The following is a 21,658-nucleotide window of genomic DNA, read 5'->3' as shown; positions in this document are numbered from 1 at the left end:
CGTCTCAGCCAAGCTTGGCCCGGAAGAGTTCCAGGGTGCGGGCCCAGGCGCTGGCGGCGGCGCGCTGGTCGAACGCCTCCGGCCGGTCGTCGTTGAAGAACGCGTGCGAGGTGCCCGGGTAGTCGTAGAGGTGGCAGTCGCCGCCGGCCTCCTCGATGGCTCGCCGGGCGGTCTGTACGCCGTCGGTGGCCGAGGTGCCGTCCTCTTCGGAGCAGTGGATGACCGCTGCCTTGCCGGCGTAGTCGGCCCAGTCGGGGCGCATCGACTCCCAGGGCAGCACGGGATAGAAGCCGGCGGTCGCGACGATCCGCTCGGAGATGGTGGCCGACCAGAGGGCCAGGCTGCCACCGGCGCAGAAGCCCACGGCACCGACCTTACCGGTGACCTCGGGCCGACCGGCGAGATAGTCGGCCGCTCCGGCGATGTCCTTCGCCGCCTCGTCCATCCTCATCGCCAGCAGGAGCCGCTGTGCCTCGTCCGGCTCGCTGGTCGTCTCACCGTGGTAGAAGTCCGGGGCGAGGGCGACGAAGCCGGCCTCGGCGAACCGGTCCGCCACCGACCGGATGTGCGGGACCAGACCCCACCATTCCTGGATGACGATGACGGCGGGGCTGGCCGTGCCGCTGGCGGGTATCGCGAGATACCCCTCGCTCGTGCCCCCGTTGCTGCGGTAGCTCACCATTTCGCCCATGGGCCGTCCTCCTAGCGGTCAGTCATCGTTGGCTGGTCGCCCAGTGGTCCTACGTGCCGGTAGCCTGCCACGCCACGCGGCCGTCGGGAAGACGCCGGAACAGTGGCATTCACCTCCTGTTCGCCCCCCGGTGACTCCGGGTACGCCGACGGCGGCGGGGTCTGCTCCCGCCGCCGTCGATGCCGAGCTAACCGCTGTGGTCAGACCTTCTTGGTGAGGCAGAGCACGTAGCCCGTCTTGCCCGGCTCGATGCTGGAGAAGATGTACCCCTCCTGGCCCTCCTTGAAGAACTGGGTGCAGGTGGTGTCGGCCTTGGCCTGCGCCTCGGTCTGGCCGTCCACCCGACCGACCACGTTGTACGCCGCGTCGGTGGAGGTGCACTCGACGACCTTGGCGCCGTCGACCTCCTCCTGCTCGGTGCCGGTGACCTCGGGCAGCTCGGCGATGCAGTCGCCGGTCTTGGCGGCTGCCGTCTCGTCCTTGTTGAAGTAGTTGCCGATCGCCGAGGCGACGCCGAACTTCAGGCCGGCGATGACGAGGACGACGACGATCGCACCGACGATGCCGATGGCCTTCTTCGCACCGGACTTCTCCGCCTTCGGCTCGGCCGCCGGCTGCGTCTCGGTGGCCGGCTGCGACTCGGCCTGCTGCGGCGCGGCCGCCTGCGGCGTCTCGGTGGCCGACTCCGACGCGGCCGCTTGCGGCGCCTCGGTGGCCGACTCCGGCTTGGCCTGCTGCGGCACGGCCGCCTGCGGCGTCTCGACGGCCGGCTCAGGGGTTGCGGCGTCGGGCGCGGGGGGCGGTGCGACCTGCTCTGGCACGGGGGTTCCTTCCGAGGGGTTGATGAGCAGACGACACCGTAACGATCATTGATTTCCGGTGCCGTCCCGCTCGCCTCGTCCGTTCAGCTATTTCCCAGCCGCACCCGCATGATCCAGTTCACACCCCGTTCAGCCGGTCGGGGTGGGGGTCGGTGTGCCGCTCGGTGTGGCGCTCGGGCCCGCCGTGGACTGACCGGTGGCAGTTGGCGTCGGCGTCGGCGTTCCGGTCAAGCCGGAGGTGCTGCTCGGGTCGGGCGTGGTCGTGGGTGGCGTCGGCAGGAGAGGCACTCCCGGGCCACGAGGCCCAAAGGGAGCCTGATCCGGGCAGTACGGGTACGGCCGCAGCAACGGCTGGCCATAGACGTCGAGCGGGCTCGGGCAGTCCGGGTGGTAGCCGAGCCGGATCGGATTGCCGTTCTGGTCGAAGAGCCGGGCGTTCTCCACCAGCCGGCCCTCACCGTCGTAGACGAAGACGTCCCGGACCTGGCTGTACTGGCTGTCTACCGAGGTCTGGTCGTAGTAGTAGTCGTTGTCACGCCCGTCCTCCGCGTTGACCAGCCCGGCGAGCGCGAAGACCACAAGCACCGCGCTGCTCACCTGCACGACCGAGCGCGGCCAGCGGGTCAGCTGGGCCGAACGGCGACCGATCCAGATGGAGCCGAGCACGAAGCCGATCAGCATGATCAGGCCGGCGAGCAGCTCACCGCCGAGCCTCGGTAGCAGCCCGAATTCGCCGCCGGTGGTGACCACCGTGACCAGCATCGCCGCCAGATAGCCGCGCAGCACCCACCAGGCCGGGCGCAGCAGTCGGAGGAAGTCGCTGGCCGTCTCGTACCCCAGGGGTGGGCCGAGACGGGTGTCCATGGTGCGCAGCCGGCCGCGGACCCGGGCCATCGCGCTCGCCACCCGCTGGTCGAGGTTGCGCCCGCCGCCCGGCGCGGCGCCGGCAGCGGCGCGCAGCTCGGCGGCGTACGTCTCGGGCTCGCCCAACCGCTCGACCAGGGTGCCCTCGGCCTCGGCGGCGACCTCGGTGAGGTGGTCGGCGAGATCCTCGGTCAACTCGTCGCGTTGCCCCGGCGGCAGGTCGGCCAGAGCGGCCCGGACCCGCGCCACATAGTCGGTGATCTCCTGCTCCGCGACGGTCATGCCGCCATCCCCCGATCGTCGAGCAGACTGTCCATTGTGGTGGCGAACGAGCGCCAGAGCTTGCCGGAGCGGGTGAGCTGGTCACGCCCCGCTGCGTTGAGTGAGTAGTACTTGCGGTGCGGCCCGGATTCGCTCGGCACGACGTAGGTGGTGAGCAGGCCGGCGGCGAAGAGGCGGCGCAGCGTCCCGTAGACCGAGGCGTCACCGACCTCCTCCAGGCCGGCCTCGCGCAGCCGGCGCAGGATGTCGTAACCGTAACCGTCCTCCTCTCGGAGCACGGCCAGGACGGCCAGATCGAGCACGCCCTTCAACAACTGTGTGGTGTCCACGCATTGCACACTACTGCGTATTGCGAAGTAGCGTCAACGGATCGGTCCGACACGCCCGGGCCGGGCGCGAGCAGGGGCAACGGGCGCGAAGTACGGGGCATGGACACGCCTTGATCGTGCTCGATCCAGGATGCAGTGGCCTCGGCGTTCGAGGATGCCACTATTTCAACGATCGAGCGCGATCAAGGGGCGTGCGGCGAGATCAACGAGAGAAATCAGCGCAACATCAGGGATGTTGCTGCCTCCCGCGCTCCGCAGGCCGCAACACCAGGGAAGTTGCTCGGATCTTGGCACGGGGCACGGGGACGGCGATCGATTCGTTCTCAGAAAGTCGGGACAGCAGGGCTGCCCGAAAATCCCGATGACGATGAAGACGAGTTGATCACTCGCCCCGCGAGGGCCATTCCAGGCGTTCCGAGCCGATCGAATCGTGAGCACGCCCCTTGGCGGTCCAGCCCACGAACCTGGCGAACAGGTCGGCCGGGGACAGGGCGGGGTTCGGATTGAGCTTGATCAGATCTTTGGTGGCCTCGAGAAGCAGGCCAGCCATGTAGATGCTCAGACCAACCCGGTCCCGTCGATACTCCAACACCAGCAACAGTCGCGCGGGCTGGCAGGGCCAAGGGGCAGCACACACCCGGCACAGCCACAGCGGCCGCATGGGCAGATGCGGCCGTACCGCCCGACGCTGGCGCTCATGAGCTGGGGGAACGTTCGACGCCGACATCCCCCTATCGTGCTACCGCCGTTGCCGATCGTCAACCTCGATCGCTGTTAACGGTCGTCGAACAATCGACGCTACCTACCGTCAACCCATGGGCGAGTTCGTGGGGATCGCTGAAATACGAGACATGCTCGGCGGAGTGTCCCGCGCCCGGGCTTCCGTAGTTGCGTCCCGGCGCGATTTCCCGGCCCCACATCAGGTGTTGCGGATGGGCCAGATCTGGCGGCGCACCGACGTCGAAGAGTGGATCCGGCAGCACCGGCCTGACCTGCCGACGGACTGAAGCGAAGCCCACCCGGGCCGGGATCGGCCGAGATCGACTCGGTTTTCAGGAAGTCGGGGCATCCGAGGCACTCGGACACCGCGGTTTCAATGAAGGCGAGTTGATCAAGCGCTCTCGCTAGCGCGCCGTGGCCGGCTGGAGACTCCAGGCGATGCCGTCGAGGATGTCGTGCTCCGAGGCGACCACCGACGGCATCCCGGCCCGCTCCATGATCACGCGAAGCACCAGCGCACCAGCGCCGATCACGTCGGCGCGGCCCGGGTGCATCACCGGGTTCGACAACCGCTGCGCACGGGTCTGACCCAGCAGCTCGGCTGTCACCCGGGCGACCTCCTCGTACGACACCCGGGCGTGGTGGATGCGCTCCGGGTCGTACTCCCGCAGGCCCTGCGCGAGGGCGACCACAGTGGTGACCGACCCGGCGAGGCCGACCAGGGTGGCCGCCTCGCGACCGGGCACCACGGCGAGCGCCCGGTCCACCACCGCGGCGATGTCGGCCTGCGCTGCCGCGACCTGCTCGGCCGTCGGTGGGTCACCGGGCAGGTGCCGCTCGGTCATCCGGACGCAGCCGATGTCCACCGAGATCGCCGACCGCACCCCGGCTGCCCGGTCACCGACCACGAACTCGGTGGAACCACCACCGATGTCGACGACCAGGAACGGCTCCTTCGCGTCGGCTGGCAGCCCGCGCACCGCGCCGGTGAACGACAGCCGGGCCTCCTCGTCGCCGCTGACCACCTCGGGCGCGACACCGAGGGTGGCCCGCACCATCTCGGTGAAGTCGGCGGCGTTTGCGGCATCGCGGGAGGCCGAGGTGGCACACATCCGCACCCGCTGCGCGCCCAGCTTCTCAATGTCTGCGGCGTACGACGCCAACGCCACCCTGGTCCGCTCGATCGCCTCCGGCGCCAGTCGGCCGGTGCGGTCCACACCTTGCCCCAACCGGACGATCTCCATCCGCCGGGTCAGGTCGACCAGCGGCGCCTGCGGCCCGGCCGAGGCGTCGGGCAGGTCGGCGACCAGCAGCCGGATCGAGTTGGTCCCGCAGTCGATGGCCGCCACACGCGTCGTCACCCCGCCACCCTACGACAGCGCACCGGCGGTGCCCGCCTGGTGGGCCGAGCAGGCGGCAGCCAGCCTGGCGGGCCCGGTCGCCCTACTGAGCCCGATGACTAACAGGCATCAAGATGACTCAGGGGCATCACGCTCAACAGGACGACCGGCACCCAACAGCTCCGCGCCGAGCACGGTCAGCCGATGTCGGACGGCCCCGCCCTCCCGCTCACTGGCCACCAGACCGGCGGCCCGCAGGGCGGTGGCGTGCTCCGAGGCCGAGGAGAGACTGACCCCGGAGGCCCGGGACAACAGGGTGGTGGTCAACCCTCCGTCGGTCGCCAGTCGGCGCAGCACCAGCGCCCGGGTGACGCCGAGCAGCCGACCGAGGGCATCGTCGTCGGCGGGAGCGCCTCGCGCGGGCATGACCACCGGGTAGACGAGCAGGATCGGGTAACCCTGCTCGACAAGCACCCGGGGCCGCGGCCCGGCCAACGGGGAGGGCAGCAGGATGATCCCGTGGCCGGTGCCGGGCAGATCGCCGTCCCACCACGTCCGTATCTCCAGCACCGGCTCCCGCCACCGGATCCCCGGGTGCAGACCGGCGAAGAGGCTGGCCAGGCCATGCTGCGCCAGCCGCTGGCTGGCAGACGCCACCTGCTGACGGTACGCGGACACCAGCTCGGCCCAGTGCGGTTCGAGCACCGCGTCGAACCAGGTCCGCACAGCCCCGCCGAACAGGTCCAGCACCTCCGGATCGGCCGCCGCGAACCGCCGCCGCAGCGGGCTGGCCGACGTGTCCGCGTACGCCAGGGTGACCTCGGCGCGGACCCGCCGCGCCGGAGTCGCCCGGATCGCCTCCAGCCCGGCCTCCACCGACTCCAGGCCGTCGAAGGGAGTGACGAAGTCCGGCAGACGTCCACGGTCGGGCAGCAGATGCCGGAGGACCGCTGTGGCCGCCTGGGCGGCAGCCGTGCCCTCGGCCGCCGCCACCCGCTCGGCCAGGGTCGGCGCCATCGCCGCGACAGTGGGATCGCGCAGCCACTGACCAGCCAGCAGCGCGATCCCGACCGGATGCAGCCGATCGGCGAACCGCACACGGCACAGGTCGGCCGACCCGAGCTGGAGGCGAAGCATGGCAACAGCCTGCCTGCCTTCGCCCAGGACCGAAAGGGTTGATCCGCCGCTGAATGATCTCCAGTGTGGACCGCGGGGTCGACGGGGGGTGGCCGGCGTGCGGCGAACAGTGGCGGTGTTGACGGGGCTCTGCCTCATGGTCGTTGCCGCAGCTTGTGGTGAGCGGGGGCAACCCTCGTCGGCCCCACCGGCCAAACCGTCCGCGTCGAGCGAACGGCCGGCGGCCGGTGACCACCAGCTCACCCTCCACCACAACGGACTCGACCGCACTTACCTCTTGCACGCGCCACCGGGCTACGACCCGGGCAGATCCTCCGCGCTGGTCATCGCGCTGCACTTCTATCCCGGCCTCGGAACCTCGATGCGGGAGCTGGCGGGCCTGGACGCCAAGGCCGACAAGGACAACGTGCTGGTCGCCTACCCCAACGGGCAGGGCGGCGGCTTCAACGCGCTGATCTGCTGCGGCAGCGAGGACGACGTCGGCTTCCTCAACGCCCTCACCGACCATCTGGTGCAGACCTGGCACGCGGACCCGAACCGGGTGTTCCTCACCGGCATCTCGAACGGCGGCGACATGAGCTTCCGGGCAGCGGTGGAGAGCACTGGCACGTTCGCAGCGATCGGGGTGGTCAGCGGTGGCTACAGCGGAAACTTGACCACCGCCGACAGTTACGTGCCGAAGAGCCCGGTCTCCGTGATCACCTTCATCGGCGGCCAGGACCGCTACGCCTCGAGCTTCCAGGCCGGCATGCGGACCTGGCAGCAGCGGCTCAACTGCCGGCCGAGCCCGAAGGCGTCCAGGGTGCCGGGTGTGACGCACACGGTGGCGGGGTGCGCGGACGGCAGCGAGGTCAGCGTCTACACGATCGCCGACATGGGCCACAGTTGGCCGGGAGCGACAAGGGGCCAACTCGCCGCCTCCTCCGCGGGGCTGTCCGCCACCGACCTGATGTGGGAGTTCTTCGCCGCCCACCCCCGCAAGGCCTGACCTACAGGCGCAGCAGCATCCGGCTGTTGCCGAGCGTGTTCGGCTTGACCCGCTCCAGGTCCAGGAACTCCGCGACACCCTCGTCGTACGAGCGCAGCAGCTGCTCGTAGACCGGCTGCGGCACCGGCGCGCCGTCGATCTCGCGGAAACCGAACGAGGCGAAGAACCGGGTCTCGAAGGTGAGCACGAAGATCCGCGCCACGCCCAGCTCCCGGGCCGCGTCGATCAGTTCACCGACCAGCCGGTGACCGATGCGCTGGCCCCGGCAGGACGGGTCCACCGCCACCGTGCGGATCTCGGCCAGGTCCTCCCACATGACGTGCAGCGCGCCGCAACCCACCACCGCGCCGTCGGCGGGGCGGGCCGCCACCCGGAACTCCTGCACCTGCTCGTAGAGGGTGACTGTCGCCTTGCTCAACAGCCGCCGGTCATTGGTGTAGGTGTCGACGAGCCGTCGGATGCCCCGGACGTCCCCGGTGCGGGCCCGCCGTACGATAATCTGACTCTCGGGTGCCTCGGACCCGGCCGGCGTGCTCATTCGGCCGCCGGCACGTCCACGCACGGCCCCGCCGACCACCAGGGCTCGACCAGGCCCAACGTCTCGTCGCCGAACGGGTTCACCCCGGGGCCCGCGCCCAGCGCGTGGCCCAGGTGCACGTGCAGGCACTTCACCCGGCCCGGCATTCCACCGGCCGAGATGCCGGCGATCTCCGGCACCTCGCCGATCGCCTCCCGGCGGGTGAGGTAGTCCTCGTGCGCGGCACGGTAGTGGGCGGCCAACTCCGGATCCGTCGTCAGCCGGTCCGCCATCTCCTTCATCAGCCCCGCCGACTCCAGTCGGCTGCACGCCGCTGTGGCCCGGGGGCAGGTCAGGTAGTAGAGCGTCGGGAACGGGGTGCCGTCGGCGAGGCGGGGAGTCGTCTCCACCACGTCGGGAAGGCCACACGGGCACCGGTGGGCCACCGCCCGGGTGCCCCGGGGCGTCCGGCCGAGCTGCGCGGCCACCGCGGCCAGGTCGGCCTCGGTAGCCGGCTCGCGCTGCGGCAGGGGAACGGAATCCGCCGCCGGCTCCGACGGTGGTACGACAGTCACGGTGCCCATCTCTCCTGGTGTGCTGGTCGGTGGATCACTGGCCCGGCTGCTGGCTGTCCGCCGCCCGCACGCTCGACCAGAGGGTGTCGTACCAGGTCGACGGCCCCGCCGGGGCGGCCGAACCGGCCGACTTCCCGGCGTCCCGGGCGGCGCCCTCCGGGTCGTGCAGCACCACCATCATCTTCTCGCCCGGCTCGCCCATGAAGAAGCGCTCCCGAGCCTGCGTCTTGATGTACTCGTCGTCTTTCCAGTTGGCGGCCTCGGCGGCGAGCTTCGCGATCTCCCGCTCCTGCACCGCCTGGGCCGCCTCCATCCGCTCGATGTCGGCCTGCTGGTCCAGGTAGACCCGGACCGGATAGGTGTAGGCCAGAGCGAGCGCGATCAGGACCGCGAACAGCACTGTGGCCCGGCCGGTGAAGCGACGGGGGTGGGGTGCGGCGAGCCGCTTCACGACACCAGCGGCAGCGGTACGCCGAGCGGCGGCGGGACGATTCGCGGAGCGCACGCCTTCCGCGCCGCGGGCAGCACCCGGCGCGCGACCGGCGGCGCGCGGCTCGGCGCGCACGCCGGCCTCGCGGACCGATCCCCGCGTGGCGCGCCCACCGCCCGGCCGGCCGGACTGACCCGGCCGGCGGGCGGGACGCTGACCACCCGGTGTGCGGCGCTGCTGCATCGTCACACCCCTCCCCCGAGGCTTCGTGCGTCTCAGGCCGAACGGTAGCGCGGGAACGCGCCAGCGCCGGCGTAGCGCGCCGCGTCGGCCAACTCCTCCTCGATCCGGAGCAGCTGGTTGTACTTGGCGACACGGTCCGAGCGGGCCGGGGCGCCGGTCTTGATCTGGCCGCAGCCGGTGGCCACCGCCAGGTCGGCGATGGTGGTGTCCTCGGTCTCGCCGGAGCGGTGGCTCATCATGCACTTGAAGCCGGCCCGGTGGGCCAGGTCCACGGCGTCCAGGGTCTCGGTCAGCGAGCCGATCTGGTTGACCTTGACGAGAACCGCGTTCGCCGACTTCTCCGCGATGCCGCGGGCGATGCGCTGCGGGTTGGTCACGAACAGGTCGTCACCGACGATCTGCACCCGGTCGCCGATCGAGGCGGTCAGCGTCTGCCAGCCACTCCAGTCGTCCTCGGCCAGCGGGTCCTCGATCGACACGATCGGGTACTCGTCGGCCAGCTTCGTGTAGTAGGTGCTCATATCCTCGGCGGACTTCGCGGCACCCTCGAACGTGTAGGTGCCGTTGTCGAAGAACTCGGTGGCCGCCACGTCGAGCGCGAACACGATGTCGGTGCCGAGCCGGTAACCGGCCTTCTCGACAGCCTCGGCGATCAGGTCCAGGGCCGCCGCGTTTGTCGGCAGGTTCGGCGCGAAGCCACCCTCGTCGCCGAGCCCGGTGGAGAGGCCCTTCTTCTTCAGCACCGACTTCAGCGCGTGGTAGACCTCCGCGCCCGAGCGCAGCGCCTCACGGAAGGTGGGCGCGCCGATCGGCGCGATCATGAACTCCTGGATGTCGACGTTCGAGTCGGCGTGCGCGCCACCGTTGAGGATGTTCATCATCGGCACGGGCAGGAGGTGCGCGTTCGGGCCGCCCAGGTAGCGGAAGAGGCTCAGCTCGGCGCTGCCGGCAGCGGCCTTCGCCACCGCCAGGGAGACCCCGAGGATGGCGTTCGCGCCCAGCTCCGACTTGCTCTCCGTGCCGTCGATGTCGAGCATCTTCTGGTCGATCAGCCGCTGCTCGCTGGCCTCGTACCCGATGATCTGGTCGACGATCTTGTCTTCGACGTTGGAGACCGCCTTCTCCACGCCCTTGCCCTGGTAGCGGTCGGCGTCACCGTCGCGCAGCTCGATCGCCTCGAAGGCGCCGGTGGAGGCGCCGGAGGGCACGGCGGCGCGGGCTACCGTGCCGTCGTCCAGACCGACCTCGACCTCGACCGTCGGGTTGCCCCGCGAGTCGAGAATCTCCCGGGCGACGATTCCCTCGATGGTTGCCACTAAGTCGCTCCTCGTTGTTGTGATCCGGTCCGTGGGTGGGCCGCGACGGTGCGGCTGAGGCAGGTGTTGAACGCAGCGTATCGGGCGACGCGAACGGGCACGGCGTCGCCCGCGCACCCGGGTCACCCCGCGTTGACGGACATTCCCGGATTTCCGGGCGTCAACCGGCAACGGGTTTGCGCTGCGCGGACCAGATCCACCAGGCTGGTCGCCATGCCCGCCGCCTCGACCACCCTCCGCATGCTCGCCGTGTCGGTCATCGCGTCGCTCACGGTCACCGGCTGTCAGACATTCGAGGACGCCGGAGTCGCCATGGGCCGCTCGGAACTCGTCAACGACCTCGCCGCCCGGCTCGATCGGGCACTGGAGTTGACCTACTCGGCCGACTACCAGTTGCCCGGCGGCCAACGCGCCGCGATCGTGCAGGCGCAGGACCCGGCGCGATCCACGTACACCTATCCGGGCGGGCAACTCACAGTCACCCCGGAGGCCATCACCCGGTGCACGACGACCGCCGCGCGCCCGCAGTGCACGCTGATCACCCCGCCCACCCCGGGCAGCAAGCCCACGGTGACGCTGTTCGGCGAGGCCAACCAGCAGGGCCTCGTCACGCCGCCAGTGGTGGTCGGGCTGCTCACCGCCGCAGCGCTCGACCCACAGGCGGTGATCAAGCAGAGTGACACCACAGTCGCCGGGCGCCACGCCGCCTGCGTCGTGGTCGAGAGCTCGTCGTCCGGCGACTTCACCGCCTGCGTGACCACCGAGGGCGTGCTCGGCAGCTTCACCGGACCGGTCGACGGCAAGCCGATGGAGCTGGCGCTGAGCAACTACTCCGCTGCCGTCGACGAGGGCGCGTTCGAACCGCCCGCCGGCGCCGACGTCGTCGACCGCCGCCCCGGCGGCTCGTGACCGATCCACCTGTCGAGCCCACAACCGTCACGCCGCCCGGCGGGTTCCTGCCGGGGGCCGACCGGAGCCGGCCTCCCGGCCCCGGCGACCTGGCCCTGCCGGTGACCGGCGCGAAGCTGCTGACCGGCGTCGACGGCCACCCCCTCCGCGTCGCCGACCTGCCCGCCGACACCGACTGGGTGCCGCTGGGCACGCTCGACGGAGTGCCCGCCTGGGGCGCCGACTTGACCACCACCGCCAACGACCTTGCCGGCCGGGCGCGCGGCTGGGCGTCACTCGCCGCCGAGGTGCCGGAGCCGCACGCCACGCTCGCCGGCCGCGCGCTGGCGGTGCTGACCTGGCGGCGTACCCACAGGTGGTGCGGCGCCTGCCGAGCGGAGCTGACCGACCGACCCAGCGAGACCGCCCGACAGTGCCCCGACTGCGGCCTGTACGTGCCGATGCAGCTCTCCGCCGCCGTACTGGTGGCGATCACCCGGCCCGGTCCGCCCGGACACGTTGACGAGCTGCTGCTGGTCCGGCACGCCACCGGGCCGACCGGGCTGTGGGCGCTGGTGGCCGGCTTCGTCGAGGCCGGCGAGACACTCGAGGCGGCGGTACGCCGGGAGGTCGGTGAGGAGGTCGGGCTGCCCGTCGACGGGCTGGCCTACTTTGGCAGCCAACCGTGGGCGATCTCCGGCCCGGGGGTGCTGCTCGCCGGCTTCACCGCCCGTGCCGCCGACCCGCAGGCCGACCCGGTGGTCGACGGGCGGGAGCTGACCGAGGCTCAGTGGTTCGGCCTGGATGCGCTGCCGGCGCAACTGCCGCCCGCGTACTCCATCTCTCGCTGGCTCATCGACGCGACGGTGACCGCCGGGCGGCGCTGAAACCCGCGCGGCCCGGCGTTTCTCCTCAGAGACCGAGCAGGGTGCGCAGGTGGCGCGGGGGCGGGCAGTCGTGGGCGAGCATCGCGTCGTGCCAGTCGCGGACCGACACCCCGTCCGGGCGGGCGGCGCCGATCTCGGCCACCTCGCTGTATCCGACGAAGTAGGTGGAGAGCTGGGTGGAGGTCAGTTGGGCGCGCCGCCACTTGCCGGCCGCCTCGCCCTCCTCCTGGAAGCCGCGCCCGGTCATCAACGCCATCGCCTCGGCCTCGGGCAGGTCCTCGGCGTGCACCAACTGGTCGAGCAGCGCGTTGATGGTCATCCGCAGTTGCATCTTGAGCTGCTGCAACCGCACCGGCAGACCGCCGAAGCCGAGCCCCGTCATCACCTCCTCCGCGTAGACCGCCCAGCCCTCGATGAACGGGCCGGACTCGGCCAACGCGCGAACCCGCGTGCCGCCGACGTAGCGGCGGGCGTGGGCGAGCTGGAGGAAGTGCCCCGGCATCGCCTCGTGCACAGTCAGGTTGCGGATCATGTGGTCGTTGTATTCGCGGTAGAACGACTCGACCCGCTGCGCCGACCAGTCCGACGGGGTGGGCGCGATGCAGTAGAAAGTCGGCACGACTGCGGTCTCCAGCGGGCCGGGCGCGTCGCAGTACGCTACGGCGACCCCCCTGGCGAACTCCGGCATCTCCTGGATCACGCACCGGTCGTCGACCACTGTGACCAGGTCGTGTGCGCGGACGAAGTCGGTCGCCTCGTCCAGAGTCACCCCGGCCAGCTCGACGATCGTCGCGTCGTTCGGGTGCTCGGCGGCGAGCAGGTCCAACGCCCGGCGTACCGTCGCGTCGTCGGCCGGGCCACCGACCAGCTCGACGGCGGCCTCGCGGATCTCCGCGGTGACCCGGTCCAGGTTGGCCCAGGCGCGACGCTGGATCTCGGCGGCGCCCAACTCGGTGTCGAGGGTGTGCCAGAGCCGGGCCTCCCAGCGGCGCCGGCCCAGTCGTGGGTCACGGCCGGGGCCGGCATCGGCGGCCAGGCCGGTGCGCAGCCAGGCGACGAACTCGTCCAGCGCGGCGATCGCGGCGGTGGCCGCCGGCTCGACGCGGTCGAGGTGGCCCGGCGCCTGGGCGAGCAACGCCGGCAGCTCGTCGCGGATCAGCGCTGCCGTGCCGGTGAACTGCCCGACCGCCGTCTCCGCGTGGATGCGCGGCATGTCCCGCAGCGTCGCGCGGGCGGTGGCGAGGGCGTCCGGTACGGCGGCGAGCCGGCCGGCGAGTTGGGTCAGCCGCACTTCTGCGGGGGCGTACGGGCGGGCCAGCAGCGGGTGCAGCAGCGGGCCGGGGTTGTGCCGCAGCGGATCCCACTCGTGCGAGCGGATCTCGGTCAGCTCGAACAGCTCCCGGTCCACGAATGAGGTGAGCAGCGCGTGGTCGACCTGCTCGTCCACGTCGAGCGAGTCCGGGTCCAGTTCGGACAGTGCGTTGGCCGCGTCGGAGAGCATCGCCCGATCGGCGGTCAGCCCGTCGACTGACAGGTCCGGCAGCCGGTCGTCGAATCGGTGGTCACCCGCCGCGGTGGCAACCCCCGGCCGCGACTCCAGTAGAGCCTCGACAACCCGCTCAGCCAACACCCCAAACGCTTCCACCGCACCACCCTACCGACCCCTCCGTTCCCGGCCGCCGGTTCCGCTCACCGCCCCGCCCCGCCCCGCCCCGCCCCGCCCCGCCCCGACACGGTCGGGTTGATCAAGAGGTTTGCGTCACGCACGAGCCGAGTTCTGACGCAAACTTCTTGATCAGCGCGGGCTGGTGGGTGGGGGTTCGACGTGGCGGATGGCTTCGGCGTGGGCCAGGGTGGTGCGGCGGAGAGCTGCTTCGGGGTCGATGCCCGCCTCGCGGGCTGCCGCCACCGTTGCCAGCAGGTCTGCGCCCAGCCTTGCCTCGGCATCCGCCTGGGTGTCGGCCGGTGGGAGTGGGACGTCGATGCCCCTGCGGGCGGCGCGATCCAGGATCTGCGTTGCCAAGGCCAGCGCGGGCTGGCTCAGGGCCACGCCGTCCAACGCCGAGTGCCGTGCCTTCTCCGCGCGCTTGATCCGCTCCCAGTTCTCGGTGATCTCCTCCAGGGTGCCCGCCTCGGCACCGGCGAAGACGTGCGGATTACGCCGGATCATCTTGTCGACCAGACCACCGGCCACGTCGTCGATGGTCCACCGCTCGCCCTCGGGCAACTCCTCGGCGAGCCGCGCGTGCAGCACGACCTGCAACAACACGTCGCCCAACTCCTCGCGCAAAGCGTCGGTGTCGTCGGCCCTGATGGCGTCGTACGCCTCGTAGCTCTCCTCCAGCAGGTAACCGGCGAGGCTGCGGTGCGTCTGCGCCCGCTTCCACGGGTCGCCACCCGGAGAGGCCAGTCGATCCAGCACGGCCACCGCGTCGAGCAGCCGGGCACCCGGCGGATCCCACGAGCCGTACATCAGCTCCATCTCGGCCAACCCCGGTTGCCGGGCCAGCCGCAGACCCAACTCCCGGGCCAGCGCCTCGTCACCCGCCGGACCGGCCAGCCACACCACGGTGCCGTGTGTCGCCACCGCGTCCAGCAACAGCTGCGTCGCCGGGCCGTCCACCACAGTGACCTCGGCGCCCGCCTGGCGCACGGCCGTGGTCAACTCGCTGTCCGCGCCGGTCAACACCGGGTGCTGGCGTACGACGTCCCACGCCGCGGCCGTCAACAGGCCGGCGGGCAACCGGGGTGAGGTGACCAGGAGGACGATCCGTGCGGTCATGCTCAGCTGGCCGTGCCCTCGGCCTCCGGCGTCCCGGTCGGCCCCTCCGGGGTGGAAATGTCGGTGACCGCGTCGGAGCCCGGCTCACCCAACGGCACACTCACAGCGGGTGCGTCACCGGAGAAGCTGAGCAGCGGGAACTCAAGCGGACGGTACCGAGGGCTGACTGTGACGTCGTAACGACCGACCGCCTCGGCGAGGATCCTCTTGGTCGCCAGCGCGCCGCGTAGCTGCTCGCCGTCGAGCTGCTGGGCGGCGTCGGCATCAGTCACCTCGGCGGGGATCTTGCCGGCCGCACGCCCGGCGGCGATCACGTCGGCGATCTCCTCCTTGGTCGGCTCGACCGGCTCGGCCGGCAAGCCGGACAGGCACGTGAAGAGCTTCGCCACCTCCCGCACGTGCCCGGTCTCCGGGTCGAGACCGAGCTGCTGGGCGGCCTGGTCGGCCGCCACCTGGCCGCGCGGCTGGTAGTTCTTCTCGGCGGAGAGCTTCTCGCACACCTTGGTCAGCACCATGGTCCGAACCACGTCGGCCACCTTGGGCAGGGTCGGTTGCGGCGCCGCGGGCTGCGCACTGGCGGATGACTCCGGCGCCGGGTTCTTCGTCCGCAGGTCCTTCATTGCGGTGGAAACCTGAACGTCGGTGATGCGCTGGTCACCGATGTAAGCGGCGATACCAGGCTCAGCACGGCAACCGGAGAGGGCGACGAGGCCGAGCGCCACAGTGGCGACGGCGGCAAGACGGCGAGCACGCATAGCCGTCACTCTCTCACGCCGTCACCCGGGGTTGTGACACCCCCCACCTTCGCCCAACCCACGACCAGGGACGGCGTCGACGCGCGACCCGTCCCTGGTCGAGAGCACGCCGCCGGCTCAGGCGCTCGCGGCGACGGTCAGTGGGGCTGGAGCACCGAGCACATCGGAGAGCAGTTGCGCGCACCACTGGAGCAGCGCCTGGTCACGCAGCGGCTCGCCACCGATCCGACGGGTGCTCGGTCGGGGGACGCTGACCTGGTCGGTGGCCTGCTTGTAGACGGCATCCGGGTGGTAGCGCTTGAGCCGCATCTGCTTCGAGTCCGGTAGGGGCAGCGGGCCGAACCGAACATGCTTGCCCTGCACGGACACGTCGCTCAGGCCGTAGCGGCGGGCCAGCAGACGGAAACGGGCCACCTCCACCAGGTTCTGCACCGGGGCCGGCGGCTCGCCGTACCGGTCGGTCATCTCGGCGATCACCTCGCCCAGCCGCTCCTCGTCGCGCGCCTCGGCGAGCTTGCGGTACATCTCCAGGCGCAGCCGCTCCACGCTCACGTAGTCGTGTGGCAGGTGCGCGTCGACCGGCAGGTCGATCTTGACGTCGGTCTCCTCCTCCGGCCGCTCACCCTTGAACGCGGAGACCGCCTCGCCGACCATCCGCACGTACAGGTCGAAGCCGACGCCCTCGATGTGCCCGGACTGCTCGCCACCGAGCAGGTTGCCGGCGCCCCGGATCTCCAGGTCCTTCATCGCCACATACATGCCGGCGCCCAACTCGGTGTGCTGGGCGATTGTCGCCAACCGCTCGTGGGCGTGCTCGGTGAGCGGCTTCTCCGGCGGGTAGAGGAAGTAGGCGTACGCCCGCTCCCGGCCCCGGCCGACCCGGCCCCGGATCTGGTGCAGCTGGGCCAGGCCGAGCAGGTCGGCCCGCTCCACGATCAGCGTGTTGGCGTTCGGGATGTCGATGCCCGACTCGACGATCGTGGTGCAGACCAGGACGTCGAACTCCTTTTCCCAGAAGCCGACCATGACCTTCTCCAGGGCGTCCTCGCCCATCTGGCCGTGCGCCACAGCGACCCGCGCCTCCGGCACCAGCTCCCGCAGCCGCCGCGCCGCCCGGTCGATCGACTCGACCCGGTTGTGCAGGTAGAAGACCTGCCCGTCGCGGAGCAGCTCACGGTGGATGGACGCGGCCACCTGCCGGTCGTCCTGCGCGCCGACGAAGGTGAGCACCGGGTGCCGTTCCTCCGGCGGGGTGGCGATGGTGGACATCTCCCGGATGCCGGTGATCGCCATCTCCAGTGTGCGCGGAATCGGGGTGGCCGACATGCTGAGCACGTCGACCGACGCGCGCAGCGTCTTCAGGTGCTCCTTGTGCTCGACACCGAAGCGCTGCTCCTCGTCGACGATCACCAGACCCAGCTGCTTGAAGCGGGTCGCCGTCTGCAACAGCCGGTGCGTACCGATGACGATGTCGACGGTGCCATCGGCAACCATCTCCAGCGTCCGCTCGGTCTCCTTGGCCGTCTGGAACCGGGACAGCTGCCGGATCTGGACCGGGAACTGGCTCATCCGCTCGGCGAACGTGTTGTAGTGCTGCTGAACCAGCAGGGTGGTCGGCACCAGCACCGCCACCTGCTTACCGTCCTGCACCGCCTTGAACGCCGCCCGGACCGCGATCTCGGTCTTGCCGTAGCCGACATCACCGCAGATCAGCCGGTCCATCGGGACGGTCTGCTCCATGTCCCGCTTGACCTCGTCGATCGCGGCGAGCTGGTCCGGCGTCTCCTGCCAGGGGAAGGCGTCCTCCAGCTCGCGCTGCCACGGGGTGTCCGGGCCGAACGAGTGGCCCTTGGACGCCTTGCGGGCGGCGTAGAGCTGGATGAGCTGCGCGGCGATCTCCCGGACCGCCTTGCGGGCTCGAGCCTTGGACTTCTGCCAGTCCGAGCCGCCCATCTTGTGCAGGGTCGGCTGCTCGCCGCCCACGTAGCGGGAGAGCTGGTCGAGCTGGTCGGTCGGAACGAACAACCGGTCGCCGGGCTGGCCCCGCTTGCTGGCCGCGTACTCGATGACGAGGTATTCCCGGCTGGCGCCGTTGACGGTGCGCTGCACCAGCTCGACGTAACGTCCGATGCCGTGCTGCTCGTGCACCACGTGGTCACCGGTCTTCAACTCCAGCGGGTCGATGGTGTTGCGCCGCCGGCTCGGCATCTTGCGCATGTCCCGCGTCGAGGTGCCCCGACCGCCTGTCACGTCATTGCCGGTGAGCAGCACGAAGCGGGACGCCTCGTCGACGAACCCACTGCTCAGCGCACCACAGGTGACCACCAGCTCGCCGGGGACGGGCGCGGTCGGCACCTCCTCGGTCAACCGGGCACCCAGGCCGGCGTCGCGCAGCACCTCCACAGCCCGCTGGGCGGGGCCGTGCCCCTCGAAGACCAGCGCGATCGACCAGCCCTCACCGGCCCAGCGCTTGAGGTCCTCGACTACCCGCGAGGTCTCGCCGTGATAGAGCGGCGCCGGTTGGGCGGACAGGGTCACCGCGATGGCGTCGTCCGGGGTCACCGCGGCCTGCTCGGGCGCGTCCTCCCAGGGCTGCCGCGCCTCGGCCGTCTCCCCCTCGACCAACCCGAACGGGGACAGCGTCCACCACGGCTGGCCGAGCTTGCCGGCGGCGGCGCGTACCTCGCCGAGGGTGCGGAAGGCGGCAGCGCCGACGTCCACCGGGGCCTGGCCGCCGACCGCGGCGGCGGCCCAGCTGGCCTGCAAGAACTCCTCCGACGTACGCACCAGGTCGTGCGCCCGCGTGCGGATCCGCTCCGGGTCGCAGAGCAGGACGTGGGTGCCGGCGGGCATGGCGTCCAGCAGCAACTCCAGTGAGTCGGGGCCGACCAGCACCGGGGCCAGCGACTCCATCCCCTCCACCGGGATGCCCTCGGCCAGCTTGTCGAGGATCTCGGCCAGCTCGGGGTGCTGCTCGGCGAGCGCGGCGGCCCGGTCGCGGACCGCCGGGGTGAGCAGCAGCTCGCGACAGGGCGGCGCCCAGAGCAGCGGAACCTGCTCGATGGTCCGCTGGTCGGCGACGGCGAAGGTGCGGATCTCCTCCACCTCGTCGCCCCAGAACTCGACCCGCGACGGGTGCTCGTCGGTGGGCGGGAAGACGTCCAGGATGCCGCCGCGCACCGCGAACTCGCCGCGCTTGGTGACCAGGTCGACCCGGGCGTACGCCATGTCGATCAGCCGGCGGGCGACCTCTTCCAGGTCCGCCTCCTCGCCGGCGGCGAGCTGCACCGGCTCCAGATCACCGAGCCCTTTGAGCTGCGGTTGGAGCAGCGAGCGGACCGGGGCCACCACCACTCGCAGTGGCCCGGTGCCGCCGTGCGCGTCGGTCGCCTCCGGGTGCGCCAGCCGGCGCAGCACGGCCAGCCGTCGGCCGACCGTGTCGGAGCGGGGGGACAGCCGCTCGTGCGGCAGCGTCTCCCAGGAGGGGAAGACCACCACCTGCTCGGCCGGCAGCAACCCGCCCAGCGCGGAGGCCAGGTCGTCGGCCTCGCGGGTGGTGGCGGTCACCGCCAGCACCGGTCGCCCGGCGCCGTCGTTGTCAGCGGCGACCGCCGCGACGGCGAACGGGCGCAGCGCCGCCGGGGCGGTGATGTCGAGGCCGTCGACCTGGGCGGCACCGGAGCGCGCCAGGTCACGCGCCCGGGTCAGCCCGGGGTCGGCCAGGGCGGCGGTGAACAGACCGGTGAGCAAGGGAATCCTTCCCGGGGAGTCGACGCACACGACGGCGGCCCCTCGTCCAGCGGGACGGGGGGGCACGACAACAAGCCTAGCCCCGTCGACCGACAGTCACCCCCTTCCGCCCAGGTCCGCGCCGCGCGCGTCACCCCTTGTCCCGGCGAGATCGTGCTCGATCCAGGATGTAGTGGCCTCATCGACGCAGCGAGGCCACTACATCCTGGATGTTGCGCGATCTTGGGATCGAGCCCGGCCGCCGCCAGGGGATCTTGACCGGCGTCGGTAGGCGTGGTCGGGTTTCGGTATGGGTGAGCAGTGGAGGGCACAGTTCGACGCGGAGGTGAGCTTCGCCAACGGCGGCGGGCTGCGTACCGAGGGGTTCCGGCTGGACATCCCCGGTCGGGAGATCACCGACGACGACCTGGCGGCGTTGTTCGTCCGGCATCTCGGGCTACTGATGGTCGCCGACGTACGGATCAGCGCCAAGACGATCATCGAGGAGCCGCACAAGGGCGGCCGGGGTGTCGCGGTCGACGAGTCCGGCGCCGGTCGTCGGCTGGTCGAGCTGAGCCACGTGATCAGCGACGGGATGACAACCCTGCCGGGTTGGCCGGGGCCCCGGATCACCGACTGGCTGACCTTCGCGGCATCCCGTGAGCGGTACGCCCCGGGCACCGAGTTCCACGTGGCCCGAATCGACATGATCGCCAACACCGGCACGTACCTGGACACGCCCGCCCACCGGTGGGCCGGGCGGGACGACCTGACCGGAGTGTCGCTGGACCGGCTCGCCGACCTACCGGGGGTGGTGGTCCGGGTGCCGGCCGGCGTCCGCGCGGTGGACCGGCTGATGCTGGCCCCGTACGAGGTGGCCGGGCGGGCGGTGTTGCTGCACACCGGGTGGGACACGCACTTCGGCACCGAGCGGTACAGCGCGCCGGAAGCGCCGTACCTGACCGGGGACGCCGCCCAGGCGCTTGTCGACGCGGGGGCGGCCCTGGTCGGCATCGACTCGATCAACATCGACGACATGAGCCCGGCGGCCGACGGCGTACGCCCCGCGCACAGCGCGCTGCTCGCCGCCGGCATCCCGATCGTCGAGCACCTGACCGGCCTGGACACGTTGCCGCCGAACGGGTTCCGGTTCACCGCGGCCCCGCCGATGGTGGCCGGCATGGGCACCTTTCCGGTTCGCGCCTTCGCCACCGTCAACCCCTGATGCCCGCCGAGGGAACTGGCAGTGATCCGCGTCGCCGCACCACGCCCGCCCAGTGGCGGGTGTTGGGGCACCCGGACCGGATGCTGATTTACCAGGTGCGGTGCATCGTGGAGAACCACGGCTGGACGGAGTCCGTCGCCGAGGACCGCCACAAGGTCATCTTGGGGCGGTCCGGCGTGTACCGCCGTCGGCTCAACGGCGTGGTCGAGCTTTCCGATGCCACGTCCGTGCTGCTCACCCGCCCCGGCGACGAGATGGCCGTGGCGCACCCGTTCGGCTGTGGCGACTCGTACACCTGCATCGAGATCGATCCGACCGTGCTGGCGGACCGGACGGACGCGGCGAGCTGGGTGGACCGGGGCGGTTGGTCCGGGACCTCGGACGCCGCACTGGACCTGGCGCACCGACTACTGGTGGCCGACTTCCGGCGCGGGCTGGACGGGTTCGAGATGGCCGAGCGGCTGCACCGCTTCCTGGCTCGCCTGCTGCACCAGAGCCCTCTCAGCACCGACGACGTGGGCGGCGAGATCGATCGGGCCGTACGTCGGCGACCGGCGACGCTGGCAGCGCACCGCCGGCTGGCCGACCGCGCTCGGGAGGTGCTGGCGAACTCCAGCTTCACCCTCGGATTGGACGAGGTCGCCCGCGAGGTCGGCAGCTCCCCGCACCATCTCAGTCGGGTGTTCCAGCGGATGACCGGCAGCAGCCTGACCGCCTACCGGAACCGGCTACGGGTACGGGAGGTGCTGGACACCCTCGCCGAGCCCGGCGGCCGTCCGCTCGGTGCGCTCGCCAGCGACTACGGCTTCGCCGACCAGGCGCACCTGACCCGGGTGGTCCGGGAGCAGGTGGGCCACCCGCCGGCCCGGCTGCGCCGGCTGCTCACCCCGGTCGACGAAGGCCCGATCGGATCGGCGTCACCGCACGTGGAGTGACCCTGGGGGAGGACGCGCGTCTGCTTGACCGTGCGGCCTCCCCCGGCTCGGGCCGCCTGCGGGCTCGGCCGGGGCATCGGGCCTCCCCGAAAAGGTCCGCGTACCCCGCTCCGCTGCCCGTCCTCGTCGGCGGCGTCCGGATCGACATGAACCATCGTCGGGTCGCCGCGTTCCGCAGTCTTGAAGAAAATTGCTCAAACCGGC

21 protein-coding genes are annotated in these 21,658 nt (G+C 71.3%); 6 read left to right on the top strand and 15 right to left on the bottom strand.

Annotation, left to right across the window (positions count from 1 at the left end):
- Nucleotides 1–4 precede the first annotated feature (4 nt).
- The 5 genes from AB0C20_RS10375 to AB0C20_RS10355 form a co-directional block, all read right to left on the bottom strand.
- The gene (locus AB0C20_RS10375) at nt 5–691 is read right to left on the bottom strand and encodes a dienelactone hydrolase family protein (protein WP_328650945.1); all 687 of its coding nucleotides are present in this window, start codon (nt 689–691) and stop codon (nt 5–7) included.
- A 200-nt stretch (nt 692–891) separates the two neighbouring features.
- Nucleotides 892–1,512 (bottom strand): hypothetical protein, encoded by a 621-nt coding sequence (locus AB0C20_RS10370; protein ID WP_357567758.1) that lies wholly within the window; start codon nt 1,510–1,512, stop codon nt 892–894.
- A 129-nt stretch (nt 1,513–1,641) separates the two neighbouring features.
- Nucleotides 1,642–2,658 carry a hypothetical protein gene (locus tag AB0C20_RS10365; protein WP_357567757.1) on the bottom strand — a complete coding sequence of 339 codons (1,017 nt, stop codon included), beginning with the start codon at nt 2,656–2,658 and terminating at the stop codon, nt 1,642–1,644.
- Entirely contained in the window at nt 2,655–2,987 is a 333-nt protein-coding gene (locus tag AB0C20_RS10360; RefSeq protein WP_074316865.1) for a PadR family transcriptional regulator, read from the bottom strand. Before AB0C20_RS10360 ends, AB0C20_RS10365 begins: the two co-directional genes overlap by 4 nt.
- Before the next feature lie 382 nt (nt 2,988–3,369).
- A complete protein-coding gene (locus AB0C20_RS10355; RefSeq protein WP_357190450.1) occupies nt 3,370–3,714 on the bottom strand; it encodes a hypothetical protein in 345 nt (114 codons plus the stop codon).
- A gap of 88 nt (nt 3,715–3,802) precedes the next feature.
- On the opposite strand from AB0C20_RS10355, the gene AB0C20_RS10350 reads away from it, so the two are divergent.
- Nucleotides 3,803–3,994, top strand: a complete 192-nt coding sequence (locus AB0C20_RS10350; RefSeq protein ID WP_357190448.1) for a hypothetical protein — start codon at nt 3,803–3,805, stop codon at nt 3,992–3,994.
- Nucleotides 3,995–4,111: 117 nt separating this feature from the next.
- Here the strand turns inward: AB0C20_RS10350 and AB0C20_RS10345 are convergent, their stop codons facing one another.
- Both AB0C20_RS10345 and AB0C20_RS10340 read right to left on the bottom strand, forming a co-directional pair.
- Nucleotides 4,112–5,056, bottom strand: coding sequence for a Ppx/GppA phosphatase family protein (locus AB0C20_RS10345; protein WP_357567761.1), 945 nt, complete (start codon nt 5,054–5,056; stop codon nt 4,112–4,114).
- Between the two features lie 120 nt (nt 5,057–5,176).
- Nucleotides 5,177–6,184 carry a helix-turn-helix transcriptional regulator gene (locus AB0C20_RS10340; protein ID WP_357567756.1) on the bottom strand — a complete coding sequence of 336 codons (1,008 nt, stop codon included), beginning with the start codon at nt 6,182–6,184 and terminating at the stop codon, nt 5,177–5,179.
- A gap of 97 nt (nt 6,185–6,281) precedes the next feature.
- On the opposite strand from AB0C20_RS10340, the gene AB0C20_RS10335 reads away from it, so the two are divergent.
- Nucleotides 6,282–7,172: a PHB depolymerase family esterase gene (locus tag AB0C20_RS10335; RefSeq protein WP_357567755.1), complete on the top strand. Its 891-nt coding sequence runs from the start codon at nt 6,282–6,284 to the stop codon at nt 7,170–7,172.
- A 1-nt stretch (nt 7,173) separates the two neighbouring features.
- On the opposite strand, the gene AB0C20_RS10330 is transcribed toward AB0C20_RS10335, so the two are convergent.
- From AB0C20_RS10330 to eno, 4 genes are read right to left on the bottom strand one after another with little or no spacing between them, the layout of a single operon-like run.
- Complete coding sequence (locus AB0C20_RS10330; RefSeq protein WP_357567754.1) at nt 7,174–7,710, bottom strand: amino-acid N-acetyltransferase; 537 nt, start codon at nt 7,708–7,710, stop codon at nt 7,174–7,176.
- Nucleotides 7,707–8,264: a DUF501 domain-containing protein gene (locus tag AB0C20_RS10325; protein WP_091397196.1), complete on the bottom strand. Its 558-nt coding sequence runs from the start codon at nt 8,262–8,264 to the stop codon at nt 7,707–7,709. The genes AB0C20_RS10330 and AB0C20_RS10325 overlap by 4 nt, the downstream gene beginning before the upstream one ends.
- A gap of 34 nt (nt 8,265–8,298) precedes the next feature.
- A complete protein-coding gene (locus AB0C20_RS10320) occupies nt 8,299–8,937 on the bottom strand; it encodes a septum formation initiator family protein (protein WP_357190441.1) in 639 nt (212 codons plus the stop codon).
- Between the two features lie 32 nt (nt 8,938–8,969).
- Complete coding sequence (gene eno / locus AB0C20_RS10315) at nt 8,970–10,253, bottom strand: phosphopyruvate hydratase (RefSeq protein WP_238683158.1); 1,284 nt, start codon at nt 10,251–10,253, stop codon at nt 8,970–8,972.
- Between the two features lie 213 nt (nt 10,254–10,466).
- Between eno and AB0C20_RS10310 the strand changes: the two genes are divergently transcribed.
- Both AB0C20_RS10310 and nudC read left to right on the top strand, forming a co-directional pair.
- Entirely contained in the window at nt 10,467–11,162 is a 696-nt protein-coding gene (locus AB0C20_RS10310; protein ID WP_357190439.1) for a hypothetical protein, read from the top strand.
- Nucleotides 11,159–12,028, top strand: coding sequence for an NAD(+) diphosphatase (nudC, locus tag AB0C20_RS10305; RefSeq protein WP_357567753.1), 870 nt, complete (start codon nt 11,159–11,161; stop codon nt 12,026–12,028). Before AB0C20_RS10310 ends, nudC begins: the two co-directional genes overlap by 4 nt.
- 25 nt (nt 12,029–12,053) lie before the next feature.
- Here nudC and AB0C20_RS10300 read toward each other — a convergent pair whose 3' ends face one another.
- The 4 genes from AB0C20_RS10300 to mfd all read right to left on the bottom strand — a co-directional run bounded on the left by AB0C20_RS10300 (nt 12,054) and on the right by mfd (nt 19,315).
- A complete protein-coding gene (locus AB0C20_RS10300; RefSeq protein ID WP_357190435.1) occupies nt 12,054–13,673 on the bottom strand; it encodes a DUF885 domain-containing protein in 1,620 nt (539 codons plus the stop codon).
- Nucleotides 13,674–13,823: 150 nt separating this feature from the next.
- Nucleotides 13,824–14,810 (bottom strand): nucleoside triphosphate pyrophosphohydrolase, encoded by a 987-nt coding sequence (locus AB0C20_RS10295; RefSeq protein ID WP_357567752.1) that lies wholly within the window; start codon nt 14,808–14,810, stop codon nt 13,824–13,826.
- 2 nt (nt 14,811–14,812) lie between these two features.
- Nucleotides 14,813–15,565: a hypothetical protein gene (locus AB0C20_RS10290; protein WP_357188317.1), complete on the bottom strand. Its 753-nt coding sequence runs from the start codon at nt 15,563–15,565 to the stop codon at nt 14,813–14,815.
- Nucleotides 15,566–15,682: 117 nt separating this feature from the next.
- Nucleotides 15,683–19,315 (bottom strand): transcription-repair coupling factor, encoded by a 3,633-nt coding sequence (gene mfd, locus AB0C20_RS10285; RefSeq protein WP_357567751.1) that lies wholly within the window; start codon nt 19,313–19,315, stop codon nt 15,683–15,685.
- A gap of 289 nt (nt 19,316–19,604) precedes the next feature.
- Here mfd and AB0C20_RS10280 point away from each other — a divergent pair, with 289 nt between their 5' ends.
- Both AB0C20_RS10280 and AB0C20_RS10275 read left to right on the top strand, forming a co-directional pair.
- Nucleotides 19,605–20,519 (top strand): cyclase family protein, encoded by a 915-nt coding sequence (locus AB0C20_RS10280; protein ID WP_357188320.1) that lies wholly within the window; start codon nt 19,605–19,607, stop codon nt 20,517–20,519.
- Nucleotides 20,519–21,454 carry an AraC family transcriptional regulator gene (locus AB0C20_RS10275; RefSeq protein ID WP_357188322.1) on the top strand — a complete coding sequence of 312 codons (936 nt, stop codon included), beginning with the start codon at nt 20,519–20,521 and terminating at the stop codon, nt 21,452–21,454. The genes AB0C20_RS10280 and AB0C20_RS10275 overlap by 1 nt, the downstream gene beginning before the upstream one ends.
- The last annotated feature ends 204 nt before the right edge of the window (nt 21,455–21,658 follow it).

The sequence above is a fragment of the Micromonospora sp. NPDC048843 genome (genome assembly GCF_040649965.1).
Lineage (GTDB): Bacteria > Actinomycetota > Actinomycetes > Mycobacteriales > Micromonosporaceae > Micromonospora > Micromonospora hortensis.
This window is presented reverse-complemented; position numbering and strand designations above follow the sequence as displayed.

What these genes read in the sequence shown, in the direction of transcription:
- AB0C20_RS10375 (WP_328650945.1), bottom strand. Translation starts at nt 691, where the DNA reads ATGGGCGAAATGGTGAGCTACCGCAGCAACGGGGGCACGAGCGAGGGG.
- AB0C20_RS10365 (WP_357567757.1), bottom strand. Translation starts at nt 2,658, where the DNA reads ATGACCGTCGCGGAGCAGGAGATCACCGACTATGTGGCGCGGGTCCGG.
- AB0C20_RS10355 (WP_357190450.1), bottom strand. Translation starts at nt 3,714, where the DNA reads ATGTCGGCGTCGAACGTTCCCCCAGCTCATGAGCGCCAGCGTCGGGCG.
- AB0C20_RS10350 (WP_357190448.1), top strand. Translation starts at nt 3,803, where the DNA reads ATGGGCGAGTTCGTGGGGATCGCTGAAATACGAGACATGCTCGGCGGA.
- AB0C20_RS10340 (WP_357567756.1), bottom strand. Translation starts at nt 6,184, where the DNA reads ATGCTTCGCCTCCAGCTCGGGTCGGCCGACCTGTGCCGTGTGCGGTTC.
- AB0C20_RS10330 (WP_357567754.1), bottom strand. Translation starts at nt 7,710, where the DNA reads ATGAGCACGCCGGCCGGGTCCGAGGCACCCGAGAGTCAGATTATCGTA.
- AB0C20_RS10320 (WP_357190441.1), bottom strand. Translation starts at nt 8,937, where the DNA reads ATGCAGCAGCGCCGCACACCGGGTGGTCAGCGTCCCGCCCGCCGGCCG.
- AB0C20_RS10310 (WP_357190439.1), top strand. Translation starts at nt 10,467, where the DNA reads ATGCCCGCCGCCTCGACCACCCTCCGCATGCTCGCCGTGTCGGTCATC.
- AB0C20_RS10295 (WP_357567752.1), bottom strand. Translation starts at nt 14,810, where the DNA reads ATGACCGCACGGATCGTCCTCCTGGTCACCTCACCCCGGTTGCCCGCC.
- AB0C20_RS10290 (WP_357188317.1), bottom strand. Translation starts at nt 15,565, where the DNA reads ATGCGTGCTCGCCGTCTTGCCGCCGTCGCCACTGTGGCGCTCGGCCTC.
- AB0C20_RS10280 (WP_357188320.1), top strand. Translation starts at nt 19,605, where the DNA reads ATGGGTGAGCAGTGGAGGGCACAGTTCGACGCGGAGGTGAGCTTCGCC.
- AB0C20_RS10275 (WP_357188322.1), top strand. Translation starts at nt 20,519, where the DNA reads ATGCCCGCCGAGGGAACTGGCAGTGATCCGCGTCGCCGCACCACGCCC.